The 25,215-nt window shown below is 63.6% G+C and carries 20 protein-coding genes, 2 tRNA genes and 1 pseudogene; 11 read left to right on the top strand and 12 right to left on the bottom strand.

The features are described 5' to 3' along the window. Positions 1-2: 2 nt before the first annotated feature. The 3 genes from rpsB to V7116_RS13960 form a co-directional block, all read right to left on the bottom strand. Entirely contained in the window at positions 3-881 is an 879-nt protein-coding gene (gene rpsB / locus V7116_RS13970; RefSeq protein ID WP_324392550.1) for a 30S ribosomal protein S2, read from the bottom strand. Between the two features lie 228 nt (positions 882-1,109). Further along, complete coding sequence (locus tag V7116_RS13965; RefSeq protein ID WP_324392549.1) at positions 1,110-2,252, bottom strand: adenylyltransferase/cytidyltransferase family protein; 1,143 nt, start codon at positions 2,250-2,252, stop codon at positions 1,110-1,112. Positions 2,253-2,401: 149 nt separating this feature from the next. Beyond that, positions 2,402-2,839: a hypothetical protein gene (locus V7116_RS13960; protein ID WP_324392548.1), complete on the bottom strand. Its 438-nt coding sequence runs from the start codon at positions 2,837-2,839 to the stop codon at positions 2,402-2,404. Positions 2,840-3,070: 231 nt separating this feature from the next. Between V7116_RS13960 and V7116_RS13955 the strand changes: the two genes are divergently transcribed. From V7116_RS13955 to V7116_RS13945, 3 genes are all read left to right on the top strand, one after another. Next, positions 3,071-3,871: an SDR family oxidoreductase gene (locus tag V7116_RS13955; RefSeq protein ID WP_324392547.1), complete on the top strand. Its 801-nt coding sequence runs from the start codon at positions 3,071-3,073 to the stop codon at positions 3,869-3,871. A 102-nt stretch (positions 3,872-3,973) separates the two neighbouring features. Beyond that, on the top strand, positions 3,974-6,229 hold the full coding sequence (locus tag V7116_RS13950; protein ID WP_324392546.1) for a glycosyltransferase family 39 protein: 2,256 nt from the start codon (positions 3,974-3,976) through the stop codon (positions 6,227-6,229). Positions 6,230-6,429: 200 nt separating this feature from the next. Further along, on the top strand, positions 6,430-6,786 hold the full coding sequence (locus V7116_RS13945) for a response regulator (protein ID WP_324392545.1): 357 nt from the start codon (positions 6,430-6,432) through the stop codon (positions 6,784-6,786). 207 nt (positions 6,787-6,993) lie between these two features. On the opposite strand, the gene nifJ is transcribed toward V7116_RS13945, so the two are convergent. Then, entirely contained in the window at positions 6,994-10,596 is a 3,603-nt protein-coding gene (gene nifJ / locus V7116_RS13940) for a pyruvate:ferredoxin (flavodoxin) oxidoreductase (RefSeq protein WP_324392544.1), read from the bottom strand. Positions 10,597-10,915: 319 nt separating this feature from the next. Here nifJ and V7116_RS13935 point away from each other — a divergent pair, with 319 nt between their 5' ends. Together V7116_RS13935 and V7116_RS13930 are read left to right on the top strand one after the other, a co-directional pair. Next, positions 10,916-11,422, top strand: coding sequence for a CinA family protein (locus V7116_RS13935; RefSeq protein ID WP_324392543.1), 507 nt, complete (start codon positions 10,916-10,918; stop codon positions 11,420-11,422). Further along, on the top strand, positions 11,419-11,655 hold the full coding sequence (locus V7116_RS13930; RefSeq protein ID WP_324392542.1) for a hypothetical protein: 237 nt from the start codon (positions 11,419-11,421) through the stop codon (positions 11,653-11,655). Before V7116_RS13935 ends, V7116_RS13930 begins: the two co-directional genes overlap by 4 nt. Before the next feature lie 94 nt (positions 11,656-11,749). Here the strand turns inward: V7116_RS13930 and V7116_RS13925 are convergent, their stop codons facing one another. The 5 genes from V7116_RS13925 to V7116_RS13905 all read right to left on the bottom strand — a co-directional run bounded on the left by V7116_RS13925 (position 11,750) and on the right by V7116_RS13905 (position 17,607). Next, entirely contained in the window at positions 11,750-12,730 is a 981-nt protein-coding gene (locus tag V7116_RS13925; protein ID WP_324392541.1) for a hypothetical protein, read from the bottom strand. Positions 12,731-12,971: 241 nt separating this feature from the next. Continuing rightward, complete coding sequence (locus V7116_RS13920) at positions 12,972-13,388, bottom strand: thioesterase family protein (protein ID WP_324392540.1); 417 nt, start codon at positions 13,386-13,388, stop codon at positions 12,972-12,974. A gap of 123 nt (positions 13,389-13,511) precedes the next feature. Continuing rightward, a complete protein-coding gene (locus V7116_RS13915) occupies positions 13,512-16,538 on the bottom strand; it encodes a PBP1A family penicillin-binding protein (RefSeq protein ID WP_324392539.1) in 3,027 nt (1,008 codons plus the stop codon). A 357-nt stretch (positions 16,539-16,895) separates the two neighbouring features. After that, positions 16,896-17,297 carry a PH domain-containing protein gene (locus V7116_RS13910; RefSeq protein ID WP_324392538.1) on the bottom strand — a complete coding sequence of 134 codons (402 nt, stop codon included), beginning with the start codon at positions 17,295-17,297 and terminating at the stop codon, positions 16,896-16,898. Next, a complete protein-coding gene (locus tag V7116_RS13905) occupies positions 17,257-17,607 on the bottom strand; it encodes a hypothetical protein (RefSeq protein ID WP_324392537.1) in 351 nt (116 codons plus the stop codon). Before V7116_RS13905 ends, V7116_RS13910 begins: the two co-directional genes overlap by 41 nt. A gap of 172 nt (positions 17,608-17,779) precedes the next feature. Between V7116_RS13905 and V7116_RS13900 the strand changes: the two genes are divergently transcribed. Next, positions 17,780-17,869 (top strand) — tRNA-Ser (locus V7116_RS13900). A gap of 21 nt (positions 17,870-17,890) precedes the next feature. Next, positions 17,891-17,982 (top strand) — tRNA-Ser (locus tag V7116_RS13895). Between the two features lie 65 nt (positions 17,983-18,047). Here the strand turns inward: V7116_RS13895 and V7116_RS13890 are convergent. Beyond that, complete coding sequence (locus V7116_RS13890; protein WP_324392536.1) at positions 18,048-18,674, bottom strand: hypothetical protein; 627 nt, start codon at positions 18,672-18,674, stop codon at positions 18,048-18,050. Between the two features lie 248 nt (positions 18,675-18,922). Here V7116_RS13890 and V7116_RS13885 point away from each other — a divergent pair, with 248 nt between their 5' ends. Next, positions 18,923-19,261: a hypothetical protein gene (locus tag V7116_RS13885; RefSeq protein ID WP_324392535.1), complete on the top strand. Its 339-nt coding sequence runs from the start codon at positions 18,923-18,925 to the stop codon at positions 19,259-19,261. Positions 19,262-19,281: 20 nt separating this feature from the next. Beyond that, positions 19,282-20,274, top strand: a complete 993-nt coding sequence (locus tag V7116_RS13880) for a J domain-containing protein (RefSeq protein ID WP_324392534.1) — start codon at positions 19,282-19,284, stop codon at positions 20,272-20,274. 91 nt (positions 20,275-20,365) lie between these two features. Here the strand turns inward: V7116_RS13880 and V7116_RS13875 are convergent, their stop codons facing one another. Together V7116_RS13875 and V7116_RS13870 are read right to left on the bottom strand one after the other, a co-directional pair. Then, positions 20,366-22,246 carry an MFS transporter gene (locus V7116_RS13875; protein ID WP_324392533.1) on the bottom strand — a complete coding sequence of 627 codons (1,881 nt, stop codon included), beginning with the start codon at positions 22,244-22,246 and terminating at the stop codon, positions 20,366-20,368. Between the two features lie 42 nt (positions 22,247-22,288). Further along, a complete protein-coding gene (locus V7116_RS13870; RefSeq protein WP_324392532.1) occupies positions 22,289-22,867 on the bottom strand; it encodes a TetR/AcrR family transcriptional regulator in 579 nt (192 codons plus the stop codon). A 161-nt stretch (positions 22,868-23,028) separates the two neighbouring features. Here V7116_RS13870 and V7116_RS13865 point away from each other — a divergent pair, with 161 nt between their 5' ends. Together V7116_RS13865 and V7116_RS13860 are read left to right on the top strand one after the other, a co-directional pair. Further along, entirely contained in the window at positions 23,029-24,342 is a 1,314-nt protein-coding gene (locus tag V7116_RS13865; RefSeq protein WP_324392531.1) for a GH1 family beta-glucosidase, read from the top strand. Positions 24,343-24,661: 319 nt separating this feature from the next. Beyond that, a pseudogene (locus tag V7116_RS13860) lies at positions 24,662-25,215 on the top strand (hypothetical protein); the annotation flags it as partial.

Genomic DNA, 25,215 nt, shown 5'->3' with positions numbered 1-25,215 from the left:
AATTACTTTTCCTCGCTCTCTTCTTCGGACCCGTCAGCATCTTCGTCATCGGCCATGAAGTCAAGACCACCGCTGCGCAGCTTCGCCAGCGTCGCCTCGCCCAGATAGGCTTCGTCGTCGTCGCCGTCGGTCATGGCCGCGGTGAAGCTGACATCGCCTTCGCCTTCGAGGTCTTCCCCGTCGTCGCCGTGGGCCTTGCGCATCGCAAGACCTTCCAGCGCCGCGTCGGCGATCTTGCTGGTCAGCAGCTTGATGGCGCGGATGGCGTCATCGTTCGCCGGGAGCACGTAGTCGATCGGGTCGGGATCGCAGTTGGTGTCTACCAGGGCGATGATCGGAACTTTCAGGATGTTCGCTTCCTTGACGGCGGTCACTTCACGACGCACGTCCACGATAAAGAGCAGCTCGGGCAGGCGCGTCATCTTGCGCAGACCGCCGAAGCGCAGTTCGAGCCGTTCGATCTCGCGGTCGAGCAGCAGGCGTTCTTTTTTGGTCAGACCTTCGAAACCACCCTCGTCGCGCTGGCGCTCCAGGCGCTTCATGGTCTCCAGACGGTCGCGGACGGTACGCCAGTTGGTCAGCGTGCCACCCAGCCAACGCTGGTTGACGAAAGGCATGTTGCAGCGGGCCGCCTCGGTGGCGATGGTTTCCTGGGCCTGGCGCTTGGTCCCGACGAACAGGACCGTGCCGCCCTCGGCCACGGTGTCGCGCACGAGGTTGTAGACTTCGTCGATGAGGACGATGGTCTGCTGCAGGTCGATGATGTGGATCCCGTTGCGTTCGGTGAAGATGAACGGCTTCATCTTCGGGTTCCACTTACGGGCGCGGTGTCCGAAGTGAACACCGGTCTCCAGCAGGGACTTCATGGAGACGACTGGCATGGGTACTTCCTCCTGAGGTGTGTTTAGACGATCACGCCGTTCACCCCTCCCCCTAAATCCGGGGATTGGCCGGACAACACAGGGGAGGTCCCGGCGTGTGTTTTTGGGGTTTGTGCAGTCGAACAACACACGCAAACCCGGCGGGGAATTATACCAGATGGGAGGGGGGTGTAACAAGGCCGAGCATGGCTGAGACTCACTATTCAGCCATGCTCAGGTTAGAGGCGTTCAGTCGCTCATGCGGCGCGCGACGATGCGCACGGCGTTGGGGATCGGTGTGTCGGACGCGAGCACCAGATAGCCGCCGCCGCCCGCGCCGGAGAGCTTCCAGCCCAGCGCGCGATCGCGGTACTGCGCGACCAGCCGCTCGACCTGGGGCGTGACCATGCGGGGGAACATGGCGATCTGCGCCTCGAAGCTGGCGCGCATCCCGGCCCCGAACGCGTATAGATCGCGGTCCTGGATCGCCTGCCACACGTCGTCGGCGGCGCGGGCCAGCGCCCCGGCGCGTTCGGCGTTGATGTGCAGATCGGACAGCACGGCGAAATCCGCATGGCGCGGGCCGAGCGCAACCAGATATAGGGCCTGCTCCACGAAGCGCAGCGCGTCTTCGTCGTAGATGGTGTCGATGTGCGCGGGCCAGTAGCCGTTATCGTAGCAGGCGCGGGCCAGCCCCGGAAACACGATGCCGATCGCGTCCTGCGAGCCGGAGATCTCCTGCGTGCCGGGCGGGTTGTCGTAGCAGAACAGGACTTTGGCGAGCTTTTCGGGATTGCCGACCGGCAGGCGCGGGCCCCACAGGTCGATCGCCGCGTTGCGCGTGCTGGACGCCATGCCGCTGCGCTCGTTGAACTCGATGGTCGGCTCGATCGAGATCGTCACGACCGCGCCGGGGTGATGCTCGGAGACGAACGGCTGATCGAGCCAGCCCCCGGCCAGATCGATCCGGAACGGCATGCGGACCACCGTGCGCAGGTCGGTGGTGGAGCGGCGTTCGAGGCCCTCGTACGGCTCGCGCGAGAGCACGACGTACTCGACCCCGGCATCGCGGCACAACTGCTCTTTGTCGGGCGTGTTGCCGTCGCCGTTCACCACGAAAATATCGGGCTTCAACGTGTTCATTTCCTCGACGTAGTCCAGCAGCCCGGACCCCTGCGAGATGAACGCATCCTTGACGTAGCCGACCGACTTGATCATGAACAGCCGCTCCTGCTCGGTATTGACCGGCGGGCGGCCTTTCAGCTCATAAACTGTTTTGTCTGATCCCAGCGCGACGTAAAGATCGCCATAAGTGGATGCTTCTTTAAAAAAGGCAATATGTCCGCTGTGCAGCAGATCAAAACATCCGCTGACCATCACTTTTTTGGGCATGTGCGTCTGTCCTTACCGGCCTCATGAGTTGACGAGCAGTCTCATTGTGCACCAGCGAGCCGCCGCCGCGCAAGTAGTGGCCGGGCCGGAAAAAGAAGGAGGCGCGGGGGTCAGCCGCGCCTCTGAAGGGGGGAAAACGTTTCGGGCGATTATGCTTCTGCTTCCCAGGTGAACTCGTAGCCGTTCGGACCTGTTACCCAGTACCAACCGGACTCAGAGTATCCGATGGAGTAATCACCCTGCTGAAACACCACGTAGTCGTTGGCAGTGGCCGCGAGCGCCGCGTTGATCTGGTCCAGCGTCACCGAGAACGTCTTGTAGCCGTTCGAGTCGCTGTCGATCGCCCAGATCTCGATGCCGGTGATTTCGTTATAGACGTAGTCCCATTCGAGATCCTCGTCGTAGCCCATCTTCTCGACGGTGGAGTAGTAGACGGCGAGCGGCGCGGACAGGTCGGTCTTGTTCAGGCGACCATCTTCGATCACAGCGCCGTAGGTGTCCGTATCACCATCTGCGAATGCGCTCGACGCGGCCCCCAGTGCCAGGACCACGACCATCACCATTGCCAGGAGCATTTTCTTCGACATGATATTCCTCGTTCCTTTTGTGTATTTTTCTGCGACATCGTGTACTGCACGTTACATCCATAAGAATAGGGGGGGCATGTTTCATGGCGGTTAAAGCCGCGTTACAAGGCAGAAACTCGATCGTACAGGCCCGCAATTTCGGGCGAGGGCGGCGATGCGCCTGATTGACCGCCGCCCAGGGCGCGGTTAGAATGATGCGCGTGCGGGGCTGTGAGGTGAGTGAACCCATCGATGCCAAGGCGTAACTGGAACAAGGTTTTTGTCACGGGCAGCACGAGCTTCGTCGGGCGGCAGGTCGTGGCCTCACTGGTCGAGGCGGGCGCGGACGTCACCGTGCTGGTGCGTCCCGATCACGAGGACCGGCTGGGCGTGCTGCGCCGCCACGTACGGCTCGAATCCGGCGACGTGTGGAATCCGGCCAGCCTCAAGGGGCGGTCGCGCGGGCACGGCGTGGTGGTGAACCTCGTCGGCAGCATCCGCGCGCAGCCGGAGCGCGGGCTGACCTTCCAGCAGCTTAATCTCGCCTCCGCGCGCAACGCGATCGCGATGGCCGTCAGCGACGGCGTGCCCTATTTCGTGCTGCTCAGCGCCGTGTCCAGCCCGACCGGCGTCCCGTCCGAATATCTCCGCACCAAGCGCGAAGCCGAAGAGTACCTGCGGAACAGCGGTCTGCGCTGGTCGATCGTGCGCGCGCCGCTGGTCTTCGACCGCAACCAATCGACCGGCACGCTGTTTTCGATGCTGTCGCTGCTGGGCAGGCTGCCGCCGCTGAGCCTGCTGTTCGGGCGGCGCGCGCCGCTTTCGGTCGAAACCGCCGCCCGTGGCATCGCACGAGTCGCGCTGCAAGAAGAACTCCCGCGCGATCAGATGATTTATGCCGGGCAGCTGCGCCGCCTGGGCCGCGCCAAGCGCGAACGCCCCCGTATTCGCGTGCCGCACGGTCTGCCGCGCATGCACGGCGACGACCAGGAAGCCGACGACGAGATCCCGTTCGGCTGGCTGCCGGGATCGCCGTGGGATGATGACGAGTAATACCAATTCTGCGGAGCGCTGCCTCATACGTTCTCATTGATCAACTCCGCTCAGACCGGTCAGTGTCGCCCACTACAAACGAGGTCGAACAACTGAAACAGGATGAGCATCACTACGAGACCCTCCTTTAAGCTCTTGATTCTGCTGGCACTCTTCGCCGTGGGCGTGATGGCGCACCAGACCGCGCTGCCCGTCATGGAAGGCAACGACGAAGTGCTGCACACCAACTACGTGATCTGGCTGCGCGCCCACGGCACGCTGCCCGACCGGACCGGCTATCTGACCAACTCGACGCGCCAGGAGAGCGGCCAGCCGCCCCTGACCTATTGGGTGGCGGCGCGTTTCATGGATCTGCTCGATCTGCCCAGCCCGGACATCGACCTGCTGAGCGAGCTTTCCCCGGCGCGCAACCGCTGGTTCACCCCGCCCGATCGCTGGAACCGCCGCGATAACTTCAACCAGTACTTCCACGGCCCCGGTGAAAAAGCGTTCGATAACCCGGACGTGGTGAAGATGGACCGCGCGGGGCGGTGGCTGTCGCTGGTGTACGGGCTGGTCGCAGTCGCGGGCATGTACGGGCTGGCGCGGGAATTTTTCCGCCGCGAACGGTGGGCGCTGCTGGCGACGGCGTTTTTCGCGTTCATGCCGCAGATGCTGTACATGTGCGCAATGTTTTCCAACGACGCGAGCGCGACCGCGTTTGCGACGCTGGCCCTGTGGCAGACGATGGCGCTGCTGCGGCGCGGCGCGTCTCCCCTGCGGCTGGCTGCGATCGGCGTGCTGGTGGGGCTGGCGGGCCTGTCGAAAGTGAGCGCGTTGGTGGTCATGCCGGGCATCGCGCTGGCCGTGCTGTTCGACGCGCGCAACCGCCACCTTTCGATCCGGCGGCTGCTCGTGAACTGGCTGCTGTTGGGCGCGGCGATCGCGCTGGTGTTCGGGCCGTGGGTCGTTTACGGCTGGCGCACGTTCGACGATCCGCTCGGGCTGCGCACGCACGGCGAGGCGGCGGACAGCCCGTCCGCCGTCAAGGTGATCGAGGCGCTGCCTGAACTGTACCTGTCTTACTGGGCGAAATTCGGCTCGGCGTCGATCTGGATCACGCCCGCGATCTACGTGCTGTTCACCCTGACGGCGGCGCTGTCGCTGTGGGGATACGCGCGGGCGTTCCGGCGGTTCCGGTGGCACTCGCTGGCGGGCCAGCGCATTCTGGTGTCGGCGGTGATGGTGGTCCCGGCGCTGGAGGCGCTGCTGTACTGGCTGGTGAAGCTGTTCCCGGTCGCGTTTGCCATCACCGGGCGGCTGATCTACTTCGTGCACGGGCCGATCATCGCCGCACTGGTGGGCGGGCTGCTGTGCCTCTCGGACGATCTCCCGGTCCGGCTCCGGCTGCCGCTGCGCATCGGGACGTTGGGGCCGGTGATGCTGGCCGGGCTGCTGGTCGCGCCGGTGGTGGTGTGGAGTTCGTACGCAGAGCCTAAAATGCTCGCACGCGACGAGCTGCCCGCGCTCAAGGGCGCGGCGATCGATTATGATGACACCATCCGTTTCCTGGGCTACGTGGACGACAATCCGAGGATTTACGACAATACCCTGCACCACGTGACGCTGTGCTGGGAAGTGCTCCAGCCCACGACGCAAACGGCGGTGTTTTCGTTCAAGATCTTCGATGGGACCGGGGCCGAGGTCGGCGGGCGCACGTCCGTGCACGGCATGGGCCACTACAGCGCGTCACTGTGGGAAGCGGGCGATATTTTCTGCGATCGGGTGGACGTACCGGTTCAGGGGCCGCTGGACCCCGCGCAGACCTACGACGCGCGGCTGGTGGTTTTCGACACACAGGCTGAATACCAATGGCAGGCCACCACGCCGGAGGGCGACGCGCTCGACGATCCGATGATTTACCAGCTCGTCAGCCCGGCCAGAGATATGTCCGGCTCGGTGGAGGCGGATTGGCAGTCGCCGGATATCACGTTCCCCGATCTCGCCCGGTTGGAAGGCTGGGCATTGGACGGGACGCCCGGCCCCGGCGCGGCGCTCGACCTGACGCTGCTGTGGGATGCGACGTCCGCCGCGCCCGGCGACTGGTCGATGTTCGTGCATCTGGTCGGCCCATCCACGGCGATCTCCCTGGCAGGCAGCCCGCCCCGCGACGGCGCGTATCCGACCTGGGCGTGGTCGTCTGGCGAAAAGATCGTGGATACGTGGCATCTCGATCTGCCCGCCGATCTGCCGCCCGGCGCTTATGAGGTGCGGATCGGATTCTTCGACGCGGAGCAGGAACTGCGGCTGCCCGCCGAACAGGACGGCGACCCCGTCGCAGACGGCGATCCACTCCTGTTTACGTTTACGGTGAATTGATCGGGTCGCACTCTCAGGTGCGGTCCACAAGCCTGGCTCAATCTGCCGCCGGATCGGATTTTTCCGGCGGCAGTTAATTTTTCGTTACGGTTCGGTTTGCCTCTTGACTAAGGAGACGATCAAGATATTTGATGTGCTGGCGCGTTGGGGCGTATAATTAAACAATTAATCAACCTAGGTTCGTCAGGTGTGGAGCAGGCATGAACATTATCTATGTCGAAGACGATCCCGGTAATATCCAGCTCGTGCAGCGTTTGACGCGCTCGACCGGGGATCTGTTGTTAACCTTCCCCGATGCCGAAAGCGCGCTCGCCAGCGATGCGATCTGGAACGCCGATTTGATTTTGATGGACATTCGCCTGCCCGGCAAGATCAATGGGCTGGACATGACCGGTATGCTGCGGCAGCATGGCCTCAATGTGCCGGTGATCATGATCACGGCGTATGACCTGCCGGATTATGTCGAGCGCTACCGCGACGTGGGCGCGGATCTGTTCCTGATCAAGCCGGTGAGCGTGCCGGAACTGGTCGATGTGCTGAACGAGTACCGCGTCTAAACACGGTACACTTTTGCGGGCGAACTGAAACGCCCCGGATCGCGCGATCCGGGGCGTTTATGTTTGGTAGAACCTCACTCCCGGCCGCTCTCCGATCAAGTTGGAGAGGGGAGAAAAGCACGCCTCAGCGGGCTTAGTCCGGGGCATAAAAACGCCGGGGCGTAACCTGTACGCCCCGGCGGGTAGTTCTGGGTGTGATGGGACTGGCTAGATGTCCAGCGCAGCCATCTGTTCGTACATCTTCCACCGGGTTGCCACGTCGTCGCGAGCCGCGTTGAGCAGGTTCTCGGCGCGAGCCGGGTCGGCGGAGCGCAGGATCTTGAAGCGGTTCTGGCGGTACATGAACTTCTCGATGTCTTCCGTCGGCGCCTTGCAGTCCAGCACCAGCGGCGTCTTGCCCTGTTGGGCCAGCATCGGGTTGTAGCGGTAGAGCGGCCAGAACCCGCAGGCGACGGCGTCCTTCTGAAGATCGTTGCCGTAGCGCAGATCGTAGCCGTGCGCGATGCAGTGCGTGTAGGCGATGATGATCGACGGCCCGTCGTACTCTTCCGCTTCCTGGAAGGCCTTGACCGCCTGGTTCATGTTGGCGCCCATCGCAATCTGCGCGACGTAGATGTTGCCATAGGTCATGGCGATCATGCCCAGGTCCTTCTTGGGCATATCCTTACCGGCGGCGGCGAACTTCGCCACAGCCGCGCGCGGGGTCGCCTTGGACATCTGGCCGCCGGTGTTGGAGTACACGCCGGTGTCCAGCAGGAGCACGTTCACGTTCTTGCCGGAGGCCAGGACGTGGTCGAGGCCGCCGTAACCGATGTCGTAGCCCCAACCGTCGCCACCGAAGATCCAGACGGACTTCTTGACGAGGTAGTCAGCCACGGTCGCCAGCGTCTTCGCCAGCTCGCCGCCGTCCTGCGCCAGCAGATCCTTCAACTGGGCCACGCGCTCGCGCTGGGCTTCGATGCCCTCCTGCGTGCTCTGGTCGGCGTCGCGGACCGCGGCCAGCAGCTCGACGTTGCTGGTCGCCTGCGCGATGAGCTGCGCGAGCTTTTCCTGCGCGAACTCGGTCAGCTTATCGACGGTGAGGCGCATGCCCATACCGAATTCCGCCGCGTCTTCGAACAGCGAGTTCGACCACGCCGGGCCGCGCCCGTCTTTGCGGGTGGTGTAGGGCGTGGTGGGCAGGTTGCCGCCGTAGATCGACGAGCAGCCCGTCGCGTTGGCGATGATCGCGCGGTCGCCGTAGAGCTGCGACATCAGCTTGATGACCGGGGTTTCACCGCAGCCCGCGCACGCGCCGGAGAATTCGAACATCGGCGGCAGGAACTGCGAGCCCTTAACCGTGAAGCGGTTGAAGGTGGCCGGGTCGGTGTCGGGCAGGGTCTCGAAGTATTCCCAGTTCGCCACTTCCTGCAGGCGCAGCGACTCGGTCAGCGGCTCCATGTTAATCGCCTTGTGATCGGGCGTCTTGTTGCCCTGGGCGTCCTTGCCGATGGCCGGGCAGATTTCCACGCAGGCGTCGCAGCCGGTGCAGTCTTCGGGCGAGATCTGGAGCGTGTAGCGCATATCGGCCCACTGCTTGCCCTTGGCTTCCATCGACTTGAAGCCTTCCGGCGAGCTGCCGTTGGCGTACTGCGCCGGGTAAACCTTGATGCGGATCACGCCGTGCGGGCAGACCAGCGAGCACTGGTTGCACTGGATGCAGATTTCCGGCTCCCACACGGGGATGTCGGTGGCGATGTTGCGCTTCTCGTACTTGGTCGTGCCGGTCGGGAACGTGCCGTCGGCGGGAATGGCCGAGACGGGCAGCAGGTCGCCGCGTCCCGCGATGATTTCACCCGTGATCGCCTTGACGAAGTCGGGCGCGTTGGCGGGCACGGGCGGGCGCATGTGCGCTTCGGCGGGGGCCGGTTCGATGACCTGGGCCGGGACCGCCACCTGCTGGATGCGGCTGCTGGTCTGGTGAGCGGCGTTGATGTTCATCTCGACCACAATGCCACCCTTGCGGCCATAGGTGTCTTCGACGGCCATTTCGATCATCTCCATGGCCTTTTCTTCGGGCAGCACACCGGAGATGAGGAAGAACGCCGTCTGCATGATGATGTTGACGCGGCGGCCCAGGCCCACTTCCTTGGCCAGCTCGTCCGCGTTGATGACGTAGAACTTCAGCTTCTTGTCGATGATCTTCTGCTGGACTTCGATCGGCAGGTGCTGGAAGATTTCGCTGGCGTCATAGGGGCAGCTGAGCAGGAACGTGCCGCCGGGGATGACTGCGTCCAGAACTTCGCTGTAGCGGTCGATGAAGCTGAACTGGTGGCAGGCCACGAACTGCGCCTGCTTGATCAGGTAGGTGCTGTGGATCGGCTTCTTGCTGAAGCGCAGGTGCGAGACCGTGCGCGCACCGGACTTCTTCGAGTCGTACACGAAGTAGCCCTGGGCGTAGTAGTCGGTCGCCTTGCCGATAATCTTGATCGAGTTCTTGTTCGCGCCGACCGTACCGTCGGAGCCAAGGCCGAAGAACATCGCGCGGTGCACGCTGTTGGCTTCGGTCGAGAAGTCGGCATCCCAGGGCAGGCTGGTTTCGGTCACGTCGTCGATGATGCCGACGGTGAAGTGATTCTTGGGCTTAGCGGCGGCGAGGTTGTCGAAGACGGACTTCGCCATGCCGGGGTCGTATTCCTTCGAGCCGAGGCCGTAACGCCCACCGACGATGATCGGGTGCGAGGCCATGTCGCCGTTGGCGACGGCTTCGTTGATCGCGCCCACCACGTCGAGGTAGAGCGGCTCACCCTGCGAGCCGGGTTCCTTGGTGCGGTCGAGCACGGCAATCGCCTTGACGGTGCCCGGCAGCGCCTTGATCAGCGCGCTGGCGTCGAACGGACGGTAGAGGCGGACCTTGATCAGGCCGACTTTTTCGCCCTGGGCGTTCAGGTAATCGACGACTTCGTGCGTCGTCTCCGCGCCGGACCCCATCATGATCACAACGCGGTTGGCATCGGGCGCACCTTCGTAGTCGAACAGGTGATACTGGCGGCCCACGATCTCCGCAAAGTGATCCATCGCCTTCTGGACGATGGCGGGGGTGTCTTCGTAATACTTGTTGACCGACTCGCGGCCCTGGAAGTAGACATCCGGGTTCTGCGACGTACCGCGCACGACCGGACGGTCGGGCGAGAGGCCGCGCAGGCGGTGCGCGATGACCAGATCTTCATCGATCATGGCGCGCAGGTCTTCTTTGGTGAGCTGTTCGATCTTCTGGACTTCGTGCGAGGTGCGGAAGCCGTCGAAGAAGTGCACGAACGGGATGCGCGCTTCGAGCGTCGCTGCGTGCGCGATCAGGGCGAGGTCCATGCTTTCCTGAACGCTGCCGGAACACAGGAAGGCAAAACCGGTCGCGCGGGCGGCGTTGATGTCCGAGTGATCGCCGAAGATCGACAGGGCCTGGGCGGCCAGCGCGCGCGCCGCGACGTGGAATACCGCCGAGGTCAGCTCGCCCGCGATCTTGTACATGTTCGGGATCATCAACAGCAGGCCCTGCGAGGCCGTGAAGGTCGTCGTCAGCGCCCCGGTGGTCAGCGCGCCGTGCACAGCACCCGACGCGCCGCCTTCGGACTGCATCTCGGCGACCAGGGGGATAGTTCCCCAGATGTTCGTTTCCCCGGCTGCCGACAGCTCGTCGGCCAGCTCGCCCATGGGCGACGAGGGGGTAATGGGGTAGATGGCGATCACTTCGCTGAGCGCGTGTGCCACCTGCGCTGCGGCAGTGTTGCCATCGATCGTCACCAGTTTGCGCGACGATTCATTTTGAGACATTGAGCTTCCTCCCATATCCGTTCAAGGGCCTGCGAGCCGCAGGGCTTGTGACCATCGGTGCGATCACGTATCATCTTTAAAGACGGACGTACTAAGCGGCGGTGCGGGGAATTTAAGGGTTAAATTTGACAGAAATCTCCCGCTTCTCTCCAGCTAACGTCACGAGTTTAGTCTGTTTGCGGTGGCCTCAGTAGTGTGAAACGTCGCCATATCCTTGATGAGTGTCACTTTTCGATACAGCGCAGTACTGCCGGAGATCCCACGGTTTGACGCACTCTACGACCGCATGGATCGACCTTGACGGAGGCGAAACAATCTCATGCCCGATCCTGAGCTTCTTACCACCGATCCCGAACTCGACCGCCACATCCAGCACGTGCTGCTGGCGCGCCATTTGACCATCGCCACCGCCGAATCGAGCACGGGCGGACTGATTGCCGCACGGCTGACCGCGCTCGGCGGCAGCTCGGCGTACGTGATCGGCGGCGTGGTGACTTATTCCGATCAGTCCAAGCGCGACATGCTCGGCGTGCGGCAGGAAACGCTGACCGGGTACGGCGCGGTCAGCGAGCCGGTCGCGCGGCAGATGGCCGACGGCGTGCGGGGACTGCTGCGCACCGATCTGGCGATCAGCGTGACGGGCATCGCCGGTCCGACCGGGGAAACGCCCACCAAGCCGCTGGGCCTGCACTTCATCGGCCTGAGCACGAACGACGGCACCTGGGTGCGGCGGTACGTGTTCGAGGGCGATCGCGGGGAGAACCGGCAGGCGGCGGCGGATGCGGCGTTCAAGCTGGTGCTGGACTATCTGGAAGGCGCTTTGTGACAGGCGATCCGGTCGAGGTGGAGGCGGTATGGTCGGCAGACGGCTGGCCGCAGCCCGCGCGCGTGCTCTGGCACGGGGATCTGCTGGCGGTGATCGACGTGGGCCGCCGCTGGAAGGATGACGACGGGATTCACCTGCTGGCGCGGCTGGCGGATGGCCGCGTGCTGGAACTGCACACCAACGGCGCGCGCTGGTGGGGGCGGACCGTCTCCGCGCCGCCGGGGAATGTGTAAAACCGGCGCTCGCGCCGAATCATAGGGCACCAAAAAAGGCTCGCCGTTGAATATCCACGGCGAGCCTTTTGACGTCAGATGCCGGGCGGAGCGGTTAGTGCGTCTCGACCAGGTAGTCGATCACTGCCTGCCGCTCGGCGCTGTCCAGATCCGAGCCGTAGGAGATCATACGGTCCACGGTTTCGGTCCAGCCTGCCTCGTCCTTGTCCTGCGCGTCGATGCGTTCCCGCGTGTGGCAAACGGTGCAGCGCTCGTCCACCAGCGCGTTCCCGTCGAGCGTGCTCGGATCCACATCGCTTTCCTCGACTTCAGGGGCCTGCATCACCAGCAGATCCGGCGTGCCGGTGAACTGGACGCTCGCCGCGATCTGTACGGCGGTGTCGATCAGGTCGTCGGTCAGCTCGCCTTCGGCAGTGAAGACGTTGACCACGGCGTATACCCCATCACCGACCTCGTAGATCAGGTAGGCGTCCGATTCGCTGCCGGGATATTCGACCTGCGCCCAGGCGGCGGGGCGGCCATCCTCAAACTCCGTCGTCTGGATTTCTCCGGCGGAGGGCATGCCCATTTCCATCCCCGGTTCCGCCGTCATCATCATGGACGGATCTTCGGTGGCGGCCATGTCGCTCGACTCCATCGGCGGTTCGGCAGTCATGTCCATACCCGCTTCGGCGGTGCCCTCGGCTGGCGGCGGTCCACCTTCAGGCGACGTCACGAAGTCAAGGAACACGCTGAGCATGTCCTCGGGAGCCATACCTTCTTCCATCGGCATGCCGAACATCTGGAAGGTTTCAAGCGCGGCCAATGTGACCTCGACGATCACTGCGCCCGACGGGATTGCGCCTTCGTCTTCCATCGCGCCCATTGCGTCGGCTGCATCCTGGGAATTGACGATCGTCACGCCGTAGAGAAAGTCACTCTGCTGCGCGACCCATCCGGCGGGATAGGACAGGGTCAGGAACCCATCGGGGGAAGTGTACTGTTCTGTCTCCCCGTCCTGCGCCAGAACGACCAGGGGGACGGCCAGTAAAGCACACACGGCAAGGAGGCTGATAAAACGGGTACGATGTCGCATGTTCGCTTCTCCTTTAATACCAGTATTCAAAACGGGCGTACGTGACACGGTCTTCGCTGCCAGATGATCTCTGTTCCCTTTTACCTGTCTGCAGGAAGTTTGCGAGCACCGAGGTGTGGTGCCGCCCGATCGGGGTGTTTGTGTATTGATAATAGAATAATTTAGACGCGAGGGGATCGGCCAAAAGGCCTATTTATGGCTGGATGAATTCAGTGATGAAAATGGAGCGGGGAAACTGGCGTCAGGACTCTGCCGTGCCGCGCGCCTTCGCTTCCGCGCGTTGGATGAAGCGCGCCGCGTCCACCAGGAAGCGCGCGTGCGTGCCGGACGCAATTTGCTCGGTCTCGTCCCAGGCCGCCACATCGAAGACCAGCCGCCGCCCGTCGATCTCGCGCAGCGTCGCCTGGGCGCGCACGCGCATCCCGACCGGGGTCGCGGCGAGGTGAGACACATCGAGGTGCGTGCCGACGCTCGTCTGCCCCTCGGCCAGATGCCCATCCAGCGCGGCGACGGCGGCGGCTTCCAGCAGCGCGATCAGCGAGGGCGTCGAATAGACCTCGACCAGCCCGCTGCCGAGCGCCCGCGCGGTGAGGCCGGCGGTGACGGTGACGCGGGCTTCTCCGGTCAGGCCGGGGGTGAGATCGGCGGTTGTGGTCATGGGGTGTTGGTCCTTCGTGTGTGTTTGTATGCTGCGATGGTTTCAGAATGCGTCAGGTAGATCGTGCGTTTCATGCCGTAGGGGCGTATCGCAATACGCCCCTACGACTCGTTTCATATGGCGTTACGCGTCCACGTGGATCGTAACTTCGTTGGATACCTGCGCGTAGTTGCCGTCCGTGCCGACCACGATCACACGCAGCACGTAGTCGCCGGGCTGCAAGCCGCCGGGCGGGATCTGTTCCAGCAGGCCGCCATCCACGGAACTGTAGTGGCCCTCGTGCACGGTGACGTAATCGGACCACGGCCCGCCCTTGATCTGGACCATGTAGTGCGTGGCCTGATCGGACGTGAAGTGCGCCGTGCCGACGATGTCGAGCTGCTGCCCGGTGGTCAGCACCGTGCCGGGCGCGGGCGACATGATCTGCGCGACGACGTTAGGATTGCCCGCGACGGCGGGGCCAGCCTGGAGCATCTGCTCGTTGCAGGCGAACTGCGGCAGGATGGCGATCCCGGCGGCCTGCGCCCAGCGCCGCGCGTAAAACGCGTCTTCCTCGACAGGCGGCGGCGCGATGAAATACTGCTCCTGCACGCCGGAAACCATCGTCGCCACTTCGACCGGGACCTGACAGTAGCGCGGCGGCACGGTATGCCCGGACGTATCCAGCGCGGCCACCGCGTTGGCGATGTCCGACGATACCGGCATCACCGCGACGCGGATCACGCCCGGCTCGACTTCGACCGGCTGCGGGCCGTTGGCGGAGGTCTGTGGGGCGGGCGTCGCCTGACCGGGCACGAGATTGCCGTTGCTGTCGGGCACGGCGGCGGGCGAATCGAGGAACCATTCCTCGCGGCCCGGCGTGCAGGTCGTGGCCGGATCTTTCAGCGCGGCGAGATTGCAGATCTGGCGGTGGCTGACTCCGGCGGGCGGCTGAAGGTGCGCGTCATCCGCCGGGCGCGATCCGAGCGCGTCGAGCAGGCTCGAATTGTTGTAGATGCCGGTCATGATCGCGTTCCAGATGGGGGCCGCACCCTGCAAGCCGGAGACGTTGATCATCTCGGTGTTGTCGGTGTTGCCGGTCCACACGCCCACCGCGAGGTTGCGCGTGTAGCCCACGGTCCAGTTGTCGCGGAAGTCGTTGGTGGTGCCGGTCTTGGCCGAGGTCGGGATGTTGGGCGTGTAGAGCGGGCTGCTGCTGCCCATCGCGGGCGTGCGGGCGGTGTTGTCGGCCAGGATGTCGCTGATCACGAACGCGATGCGCTCGTCCATGACCTGCCGCCCGGTCGCGTTGACGCTGACCGAGGAGCTGGTCAGGTGCGCGCTGTCGGGACAGCCCTGCTCGTACTCGTACAGGATCTCGTCGTCCGACGTGGTCACGCACAGGATCGGCGTGTTGGGCACGTAAACGCCGCCGTTCGCCAGCACGGCGTAGGCGGTGGTCAGCTCCAGCGGGGTGACTTCACCGCCGCCCAGCGTCAGCGATAGGCCGTACTGCGACGGATCGTTGCTCAGACTGGTCACGCCGACGCGGTTCATCATCCACAGCAGGTAGTCCACGCCCACGTAGCGCAGGGTTTGCACCGCCGGGATGTTGTACGAGTTCGCCAGCGCTTCGCGGATGCGCACCGGGCCGTGATAGCTGCCGTCGTAGTTGACCGGCTTGTACGGGGCCGCGCCGGGGCTGTCGATTTCGACTTCGGTATCCCAGATCACCTGCGCGGCGGTCCAACCTTTTTCCAGCGCGGAGGCATAGTTGAACGGCTTCATAGCGCTGCCGGGCTGGCGCGCGGCGATGGTCACGTTCACGTTGCCGTCGATGGACTCGTCGCCGTAATCGACGCTGCCGACCATCGCCAGGATCTCGCCCGTTTCCGGCTGGACGATGACCGCCGCGCCGTTGGTCATGTGGTTCGACGCGCTGAGCGACGCGACCTGCTGGCGCACGGCCTCTTCCGCGATGCGCTGGTAGTCCATGTCGATGGTGGTGTAGACGCGCAGACCGCCGCCGGACACCATGCGCCGGATCTCTTCTTGCGGCAGGCCCAGCTCGCGTACGAGCAGATTTTCGACTTCCGCCGTAGCGTAGACGATGAAGTGCGGCGCGGATTCGAGGCGCACGTCCGGGCTGGCGTAGGTCAGCGGCTCGGCGTAGGCGGCGTCGGCTTCGGATTCGGTGATGTAGTCCTCGTCCACCATGCGGTTCAGCACGAGGCGGCGGCGCTCCATCACGCGGCGCTGCACGTCGGGATCGGGGTTGAGCGGGTCGAGATCGGCGGGGGCCTGCGGCAGTCCGGCCAGCAGCGCCGCCTCGCCCAGCGTGAGATCGGCGGCGTGTTTGTCGAAGTACGTCTGCGACGCAGCCTCGATGCCGTAGGCGAGATTGCCGTAGTAGATCTCGTTCAGGTAGAGTTCGAGGATCTCGTCCTTGCTCATGCGCTGCGTGAGGATCACGGCCAGCAGCGCTTCTTCGGCCTTGCGCTGAAGCGAAATCTCGGTGCGGTATTCGTAGTCGAACAGCACGTTGCGGATCAACTGCTGCGTAATCGTGCTACCGCCGGAGACGACGTAGCCTTCCTGCAAGTAGTCTTTGGCGGCGCGCAGAATGCCGGGAATATCGATGCCCCGATTCTCGTAAAACGTGTCGTCCTCGATGGAGATCGTCGCGTCGATCAGATACTGCGGCATCTGCGCGATCGAGATGCGCGTGCGGCGGCCTTCGCTGAAGACTTCGTCCAGCTTGCTGCCTTCGCGGTCGTAGATCACGGTCGTCTCGAACGACTGGTTGCCGATCTGGTCCAGGCTGTCGATCTTGTCCTCAAGCTGGCCGACGTAGTGATCGTACACGAGCCACGCGGTGATCAGGAACGAGAGCACCATCACGCCGATGATGCCCATGCAGCCCAGGATCAGGCCCGGTCCCACCGCGCAGCCGCGACGTCCCCGGCGGCGGCGACGCGCGGGCGGCTTTTGCTGCTGCGCCTGGACCGGCTGCATGCCATAGCCGGGCGTCTGCGGGTTGGTGGGCGGGTATGCGCCCGGATACGGTGCGTACCCCGGTGCCTGGGGTGGCCTGGACCCGCGCCGCTTTTTGCTCTTTTTGCGCGGCGGCTGGCCCCCCTGGGGATATTGAGGTGGCATTGGATAGCTCATACCATAACTTCTTCTTTGAGCCGCACGGTCCGGCGGGCCGCTGGCTTCCTTATTGGTCGATAGGAAGGTACGAAAAAGGGGAAAAACCCAGTCGATCCCCTTTCTGCTAATTGTATCAGGTGCAGATCTACGCGCACCATGCCATCCCCCTACGGCCAAAGGGCGGTCGGCTGGCGGATTACGATCTTGTAGGGTGACGGGGTTCGTTGTGGACTCTCGCTCCCGCGCCGGAAACGAAGTTGGAGAGGGGAGACAGGCACCCTCGATCCGTAGGGGCGGTGGCGTGGAAAAACAAAAACGCCGGAACGTGACATGCACGCTCCGGCAAAATGGGGCTGCTGGAATGTGGAACGCAGACTATGCGCCGGACTTCGGCTTTTCGGGGATGCCGTTGTCGTCGCTGTAGAAGACGTCAATTTCCTCGAAGATCAACGAGCGGAAGCCGTCGGGATCGGGAACATCGTTCATGATGATTTCCGTGCCTTCGGTTCCTGCCGTCTCGATGCGGATATCCCCGTGACCGAGCAGACGCGGGATGAACCCGTAGCTGATCGAGATGTCCTGCACGCGGTTGAGCGGCACGGCACGCTCATACTTGACGAACACGCCTTTGCGCCGCACGAGCGCGCGGTTGGTCAGCGCCAGATAGTTGTTGCGCCACCAGATGAGCCAGATTCCTAAGGAGAAAATGGCTTTTAACCAGTACTTCGGGCTGCGTTTACTCTGGCGACGAATCGCTATAATCGTTTCTGCGTTCATTCGGGTTTGGCTCCTGTGCTGGATAGCTGGCTAGCTCAACATCGGCAAGGGGCTGGTTGGTACGGAAGAACGACGCCAGCGCAATCGCGATGCCGTCGAAGACCACGCCGCCAACGATCCCCGCAAATAACGCTTGTGCTGCCGAATTCTCCTGTACGAGCAAAGAATAGAGAACAATAAAGATTATACTCAGAATGATGCTTGCGCCACCGATGTAAAGCGTCGGACCAAGCGCCCGCCGCACCGCGAGATACGTCACAAACAGCGTGATGAGAAACAATACCAGGAACAGGTAGCCTACTGCCGCCATTCCGAGTCGCTCCTTCCATTAATACGAGCTTGAGGCCGTGTTGGGTTCGAGTTGGAAAATCATGCTCAGTGTAGTTCAATCTCGGGTTTTGGAAAACAGCGTTGACCCGGAAAATCTGGCATGTTATACTACACTTCGCACCTCGGAGGGGCATCCATGTTTCATGGAACCCGGAGGGATGGCCGAGTGGTTTAAGGCGGTGGTCTTGAAAACCACTGAGGCGGCAACGTCTCCGGGGGTTCGAATCCCTCTCCCTCCGCCAATTTTATACTCAGCTGATTACGGGGAGGTGCCAGAGTGGACGATTGGGGCCGCCTGCTAAGCGGTTAACCGGCTAATCCCGGTTCGCAGGTTCGAATCCTGTCCTCCCCGCCACAAAAAACACCGCGCTCAAGCCGAGCGCGGTGTTTTGATTCTACTGGATGGGAAACAGGGCCGGATCAGTCGTCCATGCGGCGGTGGTGCGAGGGACGCCCGCGCGTGCCGACGACCGCTGGCCCGGTAAACAGGACGTCGCCGTTTTTGCCCTTACGCTTGGGCTTGCCGCCGGGGCATAGAAACGGGATGCCGCAGTCGCCCAGGAAGCTGCGCGCCAGGATCACGATCCCCGCCGCGATCAAGATCCAGGCCCACCAGCCGGACGCGAAGCCGCCCAGCCCGATGATCACTTCAAAGAAGAAGCCGAACGCGGCAAAGGCCATCAGGCCGAACAACATGAAGCTGCGCCCCAGCGCGGCGAGCCGGTTGTCGTCCAGCACGTTCGCCATCGTCACGAAGCCGAAGCCGAGAAACACGCCGTAGAGCGTCCAGGCGTAGGCCCAACTTTCCCAGTAGTTCGAGACGTTCTGCATGAACAGCAGAATCGCTGTCCCCGAGATGATCGATCCCGGAATCGCCAGCCCGGCGGTTGCGCGCCCGCCGCGTATGGCCGCGCCCATGAAGATCAGCCCGGGGACCAGGATAAACACCGGCCACAGCGCGTCGATGTTCAACAAGAACATCAATCCCAACGCGATCAGCCCAACCGCTACCAGGATGTTTTTAGAGTCACTCCGCGATCGATTCATGCGATGCTCCCTCGACCTTACTTCGCTTCTTCTACTGCGCTCGTTTGTATTGTGCCGGTTCACTTCTTATTACGCGGTGGGGGGAATTAAAGTTTCGCTTCTTTGGGGCGTTCATTATAAAACCCGGGGATGTGTTGGTTTTCCGGCACGCCACGGCGCGCAAGCCGCCGCGCAGCAGTTCAGCTATAATGGGGGCAATCTGTCCGCCCGGCTCGCACGAGCCACGAATCATGTGATAAGAGAACATCGTGTCTGAGCAGCCATCTAACAAACCGTCCACCGTTGCGCCACCCGTTACCCTGCCTGAAGGCGGAGACGCGGCCAAGCGGAAAAATATGCAGCTCCAGTGCCCGCGCTGCGGCTCGACCGATATCGGCGCGGGATACCTGATCGACTACAGCGACAAGTTCCGGCAGCTTGAGCTTGCCCCGCGATCGCTCAAGCTGTCTCGCATCGGGCGACTGCTGCGCCCCTTCCGGCGGCTGATTCCGGTCAACGCGCGTATCTGCCGCGAGTGCGGCGCGGTGACCCTTGAGGTCGATCCCAACGACTTCGCTGACGCCGAGCAGCGCTACGGTCGCCGGTAAGTCCCGGGCGCGGAGGGCGCATGCGCCGCAAGATCGTCTACAACCCGGCCCGGGATTACTACGTGATCCTTGGCGTCAGTCCCAGCGCCTCCACCGAGGAGATCCGGCGCGCGTTCCGCCAGCGCGCGCTCGAAGTGCACCCCGACCGGCATCCCGACCGGCGCGACTGGGCGACCAACCAGTTTCAGCTCATCAACGAAGCCTACGACGTGCTGCGCCAGGGCAGCCTGCGCCGCGAATATGACCGGGTGCGCTGGCCGCACGCGCCACATAAGCCCCGCCCTGCGCCTGGCAGCGGCGCTCACGACGGCGCTGCACCGTACGATCCCAACCGCCCCTGGTGGCAGCAGGCGACTGCGCAAAGCGCGCGGCAGGCGGAATACTTCGCTGCGTCGCAGGCTGCGCCGCCGATCCCCGGCTGGATGCGCGGGCTGCGGCTCCAGCAGTACGAGCCGACCTGGACGACCCTGGTGGGCCTGGGGCGCACGCCGTATTCGGGGCTGATCATGGTCCTGTCGATGCTGCTGGCGCTGAATCTGGCGGCGATCGTGTATATGGCGATCGAGCCGGGAGAGAGCCACGCGTTCATCAACCGGGTGGAAGGGTGGTTCGCGGAGGAACCGACCGCCGTGCCGCCGACGCCCGGATCGAACGGCCTCTACCGCGCCTGCACCAACCCCGGCGCGCAGATCCTCAATCTGGTGAGCTTCGACAAAGTAGGCGAGACGTTCGCGGTGTACGGCACGGCCAAACACGCCGACCTGTGGAGCTACGTGGTCGAGCTGGGCTACCTGGGCCGCGCCTACGATCCGCAGGCGATCCCGCGCTCGTGGACGATCGTGCGTGATACACCCGCGAACCAGAGCGTGCCGGAAGCGCCCATCGAAAACGACGTGCTGGCCGGTTCGGTGAGCCTGAACGGGTACGCGCGCGGCTACTATGTGCTGCGGCTGCGGCTGATTTTGCGCAGCGGTGCTGCGCAAGCCCCCTGCGACGTGATCATCCAGCATTGATCCTGGTGGAAATGTCGCCCCGGTCCCCCTCGCGGCGCGGGCGATGACTCACCCTGCACCCCGCACCGGGGCGTATTGAGGTATGGCGTCGTCAGGCTGCGTCGGGTGCTTCGTCGTCGCGGCGGTTGGGCAGCAGCAGCGAGCTGATCGCCCCCAGCGCCACGAAGATCGACGCGGTGAGCGCGCTGTTGGCGGTGGCGTCGGACAGGGCGTCGAAGAAGATCGTCTTGATTTCCTGCCCCGGATCGCCCACCGGGGAACCACCCTGACCCATACTCGCGCCTTCCGGCATTCCCTGTGCTGCGTCAGCCGGCATGGCGTCTCCCGCCTGATCGGCGGGCGTTTCGGTGGCCTGCGCCTGCCCCATGACTCCGGCGGGCGGCTGGCCTTCCGTCCCGCCAGCAGGCATGCCGCTTTCCCCTGCCGAGCCGGACGTCATGGCGATCATGTCCTGCTGGTTCATGCCTTCATCGCTGTGCAGCGCGACCAGAATCTGATCGCGCATGGCGACGAACGGCGGCGACGACAGCAGCTCGCTGCTGCGCAGCCCCTGATCCGCCGAGTCGATCTGCGTCGAACTCAGCACGGTGCCGATGATGGCGATACCCAGTGCCGCGCCCACCTGCCGGATGGTGCTGTTCGCGCCCGCCGCGATGCCCGATTTGGGGCCGGGGATGTCGAACAGGGTCAGGCTGGTAAGCTGCGCGATCGCCAGTCCCAGCCCCAGGCCGTAAACCGCCAGCGGCACGGCCAGCGTGTTGACCGAGACGTCCGGCGAGATGATGCGGCTCATCCAGAACAGCGACGCGGCCTCAAACGTCATGCCCGCCGTGACGATCCACTTGGGGCCGATCCTGGATGAGAACGATCCGGCCATCGGCGCGGCGATCAGCGAGGCCAGCGCCAGCGGGACCAGCGCCACGCCCGTATCGAACGCGCTCAGGCCCTTCACACTTTGCAGGAAGATCGACAGCGCGAACAGGATGCCCAGCTCGCCCAGATTCACGATCAGCCCGGTCAGCATGCCGAAGCGGAAGCTGGCATAGCGCAGCAGGCTAAACTCGAACAGCGGCTCGCGGTCGGTGCGTTCCAGGCGCAGCTCGTACCACACGAAGATCGCCAGCAGGATCGCGCCGCCGATGAGGGACAGCGGGACGATCGAGAGGCTGTCGAGCGGCCATTCCCAACTGCCGATGGCGAACTGGCCTTTAGGCGACCACCAGCCGTAATTTTCGCCCTCGATCAGCCCGAAGACGATGCCGCCCAGGCCCAGCCCGCCGAGCAGCGATCCCGCCACGTCGAGCCGGTGCGAAGCGTGCTCGTCGCGCGATTCGCGGATCGCCCAGAAGCTGCCCACCAGCGCGGCGGCGACGATCGGGATGTTGATGAAAAACGCCCACCGCCACGAATCCGGCGTGATGGAGGTCGTCCATTCCCATTTGGCGGCGTTGGTGATGATCCACCCGCCCAGCAGCGGGCCGAGCGCCGCCGCGACGCCCGCCGTCGCGCCCCAGATGCCGAAGGCAATGCCGCGCTCTTTGTCTTTGAAGGTCGTGGTGATAATCGACAGCGTGCTGGGGCTGAGGACCGCCGCGCCGAGGCCCTGAATCGCGCGCATGGCGATCAGCATGCCGATGCTGCTCGATGCGCCGACGAGCGCCGACCCGACCCCGAACAGCAGCAGCCCGGCGACGAACAACAGCCGCCGCCCGTACTGGTCCCCGATTTTGCCCCACAGGATCAGGGTCGCGGCGTAAAACAGCGAGTAAATCGAGTTGACCCATTCGACGTCCCGGATGCTGGAGTCGAAGGTCGATTGAATCGAGGGGATCGCAATGTTGACGATCGTCCCGTCGATGATGACGAGCATGAGGCTCAGGCTCAAAATCAGCAGCGCGTACCAGCGCCGCCGGTTATGCCTCTCGCTCAGATGATCCTGCTGCGGGCGATGCTCGACCGTCGATTCACGCATAGACCTCTATTTCCTCCTGATTGGTGACATGGGTGTACAAACTTATGGCGCGCGAACTGCGCGCTCGAACAGCAGAACGATTTGATCGATGGAAGCATGGCCGGACCCGATGCCATCCGAGAGCTTGCTGAGCGCGAACATGGCGGCGATGATCGCGTCCGGCGTCAGCAGTGGAGTGATCGCGCCGTCCGACTGCCCCTGCTCGATGATGGCCGCCAGCCGCTTCAGGATGTCGTCGTGGCGGGCAATCAGGTCGGGATCGCGCTCGAAGACGGCCATGATGTTTTCGATCTCGACGCCGGGCGGCCCTTGCAGCGGCTTGACGTGCCCTTCCAGCAAATAGCGCATGATGCGGCTCAACCGGGCCAGGACCGGCTCGCCGCTGATGTCGTCCAGCCAGCTCAGGAAGCGGTCTTCGTGCTGGGCCAGCAGGCGCGACACCATCTCGTCTTTGCTGGGAAAGTGCTGGTAGAGCGTCGCCTTGGAGATGCCGACCGACGCTGCCAGATCGTCCATCGTGACGGTGTTGAATCCGCGCTCGGCGGAAAGCGTCTCCAGCGCGTCGAGAATGGCCTGTTCGCGGACCTCCCACTGCTTCTGCTGGTAGCGGCCTCGGGGCATGGGATTTCTCCTTCATAGAACTGCATAGTACAGAATAAAACTGATCAGTTTTAAAGTCAACTGCGTGTTCTGGAACGAGGGGATCTTTCCCCGTCGTATGGGCGGATCTGGTATACTTGCGGCAGCTAAAACACCTGCCCGTTTATGAAAGGACACTCGTTGTGGCGCACTTAGAATTTCCTCCAAATTTCCTTTGGGGCGCGGCGACGGCCTCGTACCAAATTGAAGGCGCGGCGAATGAGGACGGACGCGGCGAATCGATCTGGGATCGCTTCTCGCATACGCCCGGCAAGGTCGAAAACAGCGATACCGGCGACGTCGCCGCGGACCATTATCACCGCTATCCCGAAGATATCGCGCTGATGCAGGATCTTGGGCTGGATGCGTACCGGTTTTCGATCGCGTGGCCGCGCATTTTGCCCCAGGGTCAAGGCCCGGTCAATGAAGCGGGGCTGGATTTTTATGACCGGCTGGTCGATGCGCTGCTGGCGGCGAATATCACGCCGTTCGCCACACTTTACCACTGGGACCTGCCGCAGGCGCTACAGGACGAGCAGGGCGGGTGGGCGTCGCGCGCGATCGTCGAGCAGTTCACGCACTACGCGGACATCGTGTCGCGCCGACTGGGCGACCGCGTGAAGCACTGGACGACGCACAACGAGCCGTATGTCTTTACCTATGTCGGGCACGCCGAAGGCGTCCACGCGCCGGGCCTGACCGATCGCAAACTGGCGGTGCTGACCGCCCATCACGCGCTGCTGGCGCACGGGGCGGCGGTCCCGGTGCTGCGCGAGAATGCCGGGCCAGACGCGCAGGTGGGAATTGTGTTCAACTTCGGGCCGATCTACACGACCAGCGACGATCCCGAGCTGCTGGCCGAGGCGCGCCTGAAGGATGCCTGGGGCAATCGCTGGTTCATCGAGCCGGTGGTGAACGGCACCTATCCCGAAGAATTGATGGAGACGCCCGAATTCTCCGCGCTGCAAATCGAGCCGGGCGACATGGACCTGATCAGCGCGCCGGTGGACTTCATCGGCCTGAACTATTACACGCGGCATCTGGTGGGCGCGGGGCCGGACTGGTCGCCGGAGCGCACCGCGATGGGCTGGGAGATCTTCCCGCAAGGGCTGAGCGATCTGCTGGTGCGGCTGCATAAGGACTATCACCCCAAGGCGCTCTACGTCACCGAAAACGGCGCGGCTTTCGACGACGAGGTGACGGGCGGGCAGGTACACGATCCGCGCCGCGTGGAGTACCTGCGCGAGCATCTGCGCGCCTGCGCTGCCGCGATCGAGCAGGGCGTACCGCTGCGTGGTTATTTCGTGTGGAGCCTGATGGACAACTTCGAGTGGTCGATGGGCTACAGCAAGCGCTTCGGCATTACATATGTGGACTACGAAACCTGCCAGCGCATCCCCAAAGACAGCGCGGCGTACTACCGTTCGGTGATCAAAGCCAACGGCGTGGACGACTAGCGCCGCGCGGAGCGGCACCAACATCAACGGGGAGGGCGCCGGATGGCTTGGTGTTCTCCCCGTTTATGTTATATGCTAGGTCCTCAAGTGTCGGTGAGGGGCCTGCTATTCGACCCTCGACCCGCAGGCTTGAGGCGGCACGCCCGGCGCGATTCGCCTCGAAAAAAAGGTAGACCATATGTTCTAATATGGTATAATTGGGATCACCGTTACCTGGACGGTGGTGTTTTAGTTTGCGACAATGAGAGCGTGTGCTGCGTAGTCATTCATAGCAACGCCCACTTCCCACAAGTCAGAGTTTTACAGGTGTAACGGTACGATGGATCGATTTCGTAAGCGGGACGACAACGACGAACAGAAAAAGCCCCCGACGCGCCAGCCTTCGCGTGATGCGAAGCCGGAGCAGGACGACTCGGGCGGGCGGCGGTTTCCGTTCAGCGGACGTGGCGACAAGGAAAAGGACAAGGACGCCGGGAAAGAGTCGGGCGGTGGGCGTCGTTTTCCGGTTGGCGCGCGCGGCGGTGACGATAAAAACGCCAAATCGGAGAAGTCCGATCCCGGCGGCGGGCGCTTGGGCGCGCTGTCGGGCATGGTGCGCCGGGACGATAAGGACGACAAGGGCGATAGAGGCAAAAGGCCCGCGTCTTCCGGGCGCTCGTCCGCCAGGCCCGACGACGACAAAAAATCGGGCGGCCTGACCGGTCGTTTTTCATCCCCCTTCGGCAAAAAAGACAAAGAAGACGAAAAGCCTGCTGCGCCGCAGCGCGGTCCCTTCACCGGATCGGATTCCGGCGCGGGCAGCCGCGCCCCCGGCAGCACGGGCGGCAGCCCCTTCGGGGAGCGCCGCGCTTCCTCCGGCGCGTCCAGCCGTGG

Source organism: Aggregatilinea sp. (genome assembly GCF_036822615.1).
Lineage (GTDB): Bacteria > Chloroflexota > Anaerolineae > Aggregatilineales > Aggregatilineaceae > Aggregatilinea.
This window is presented reverse-complemented; position numbering and strand designations above follow the sequence as displayed.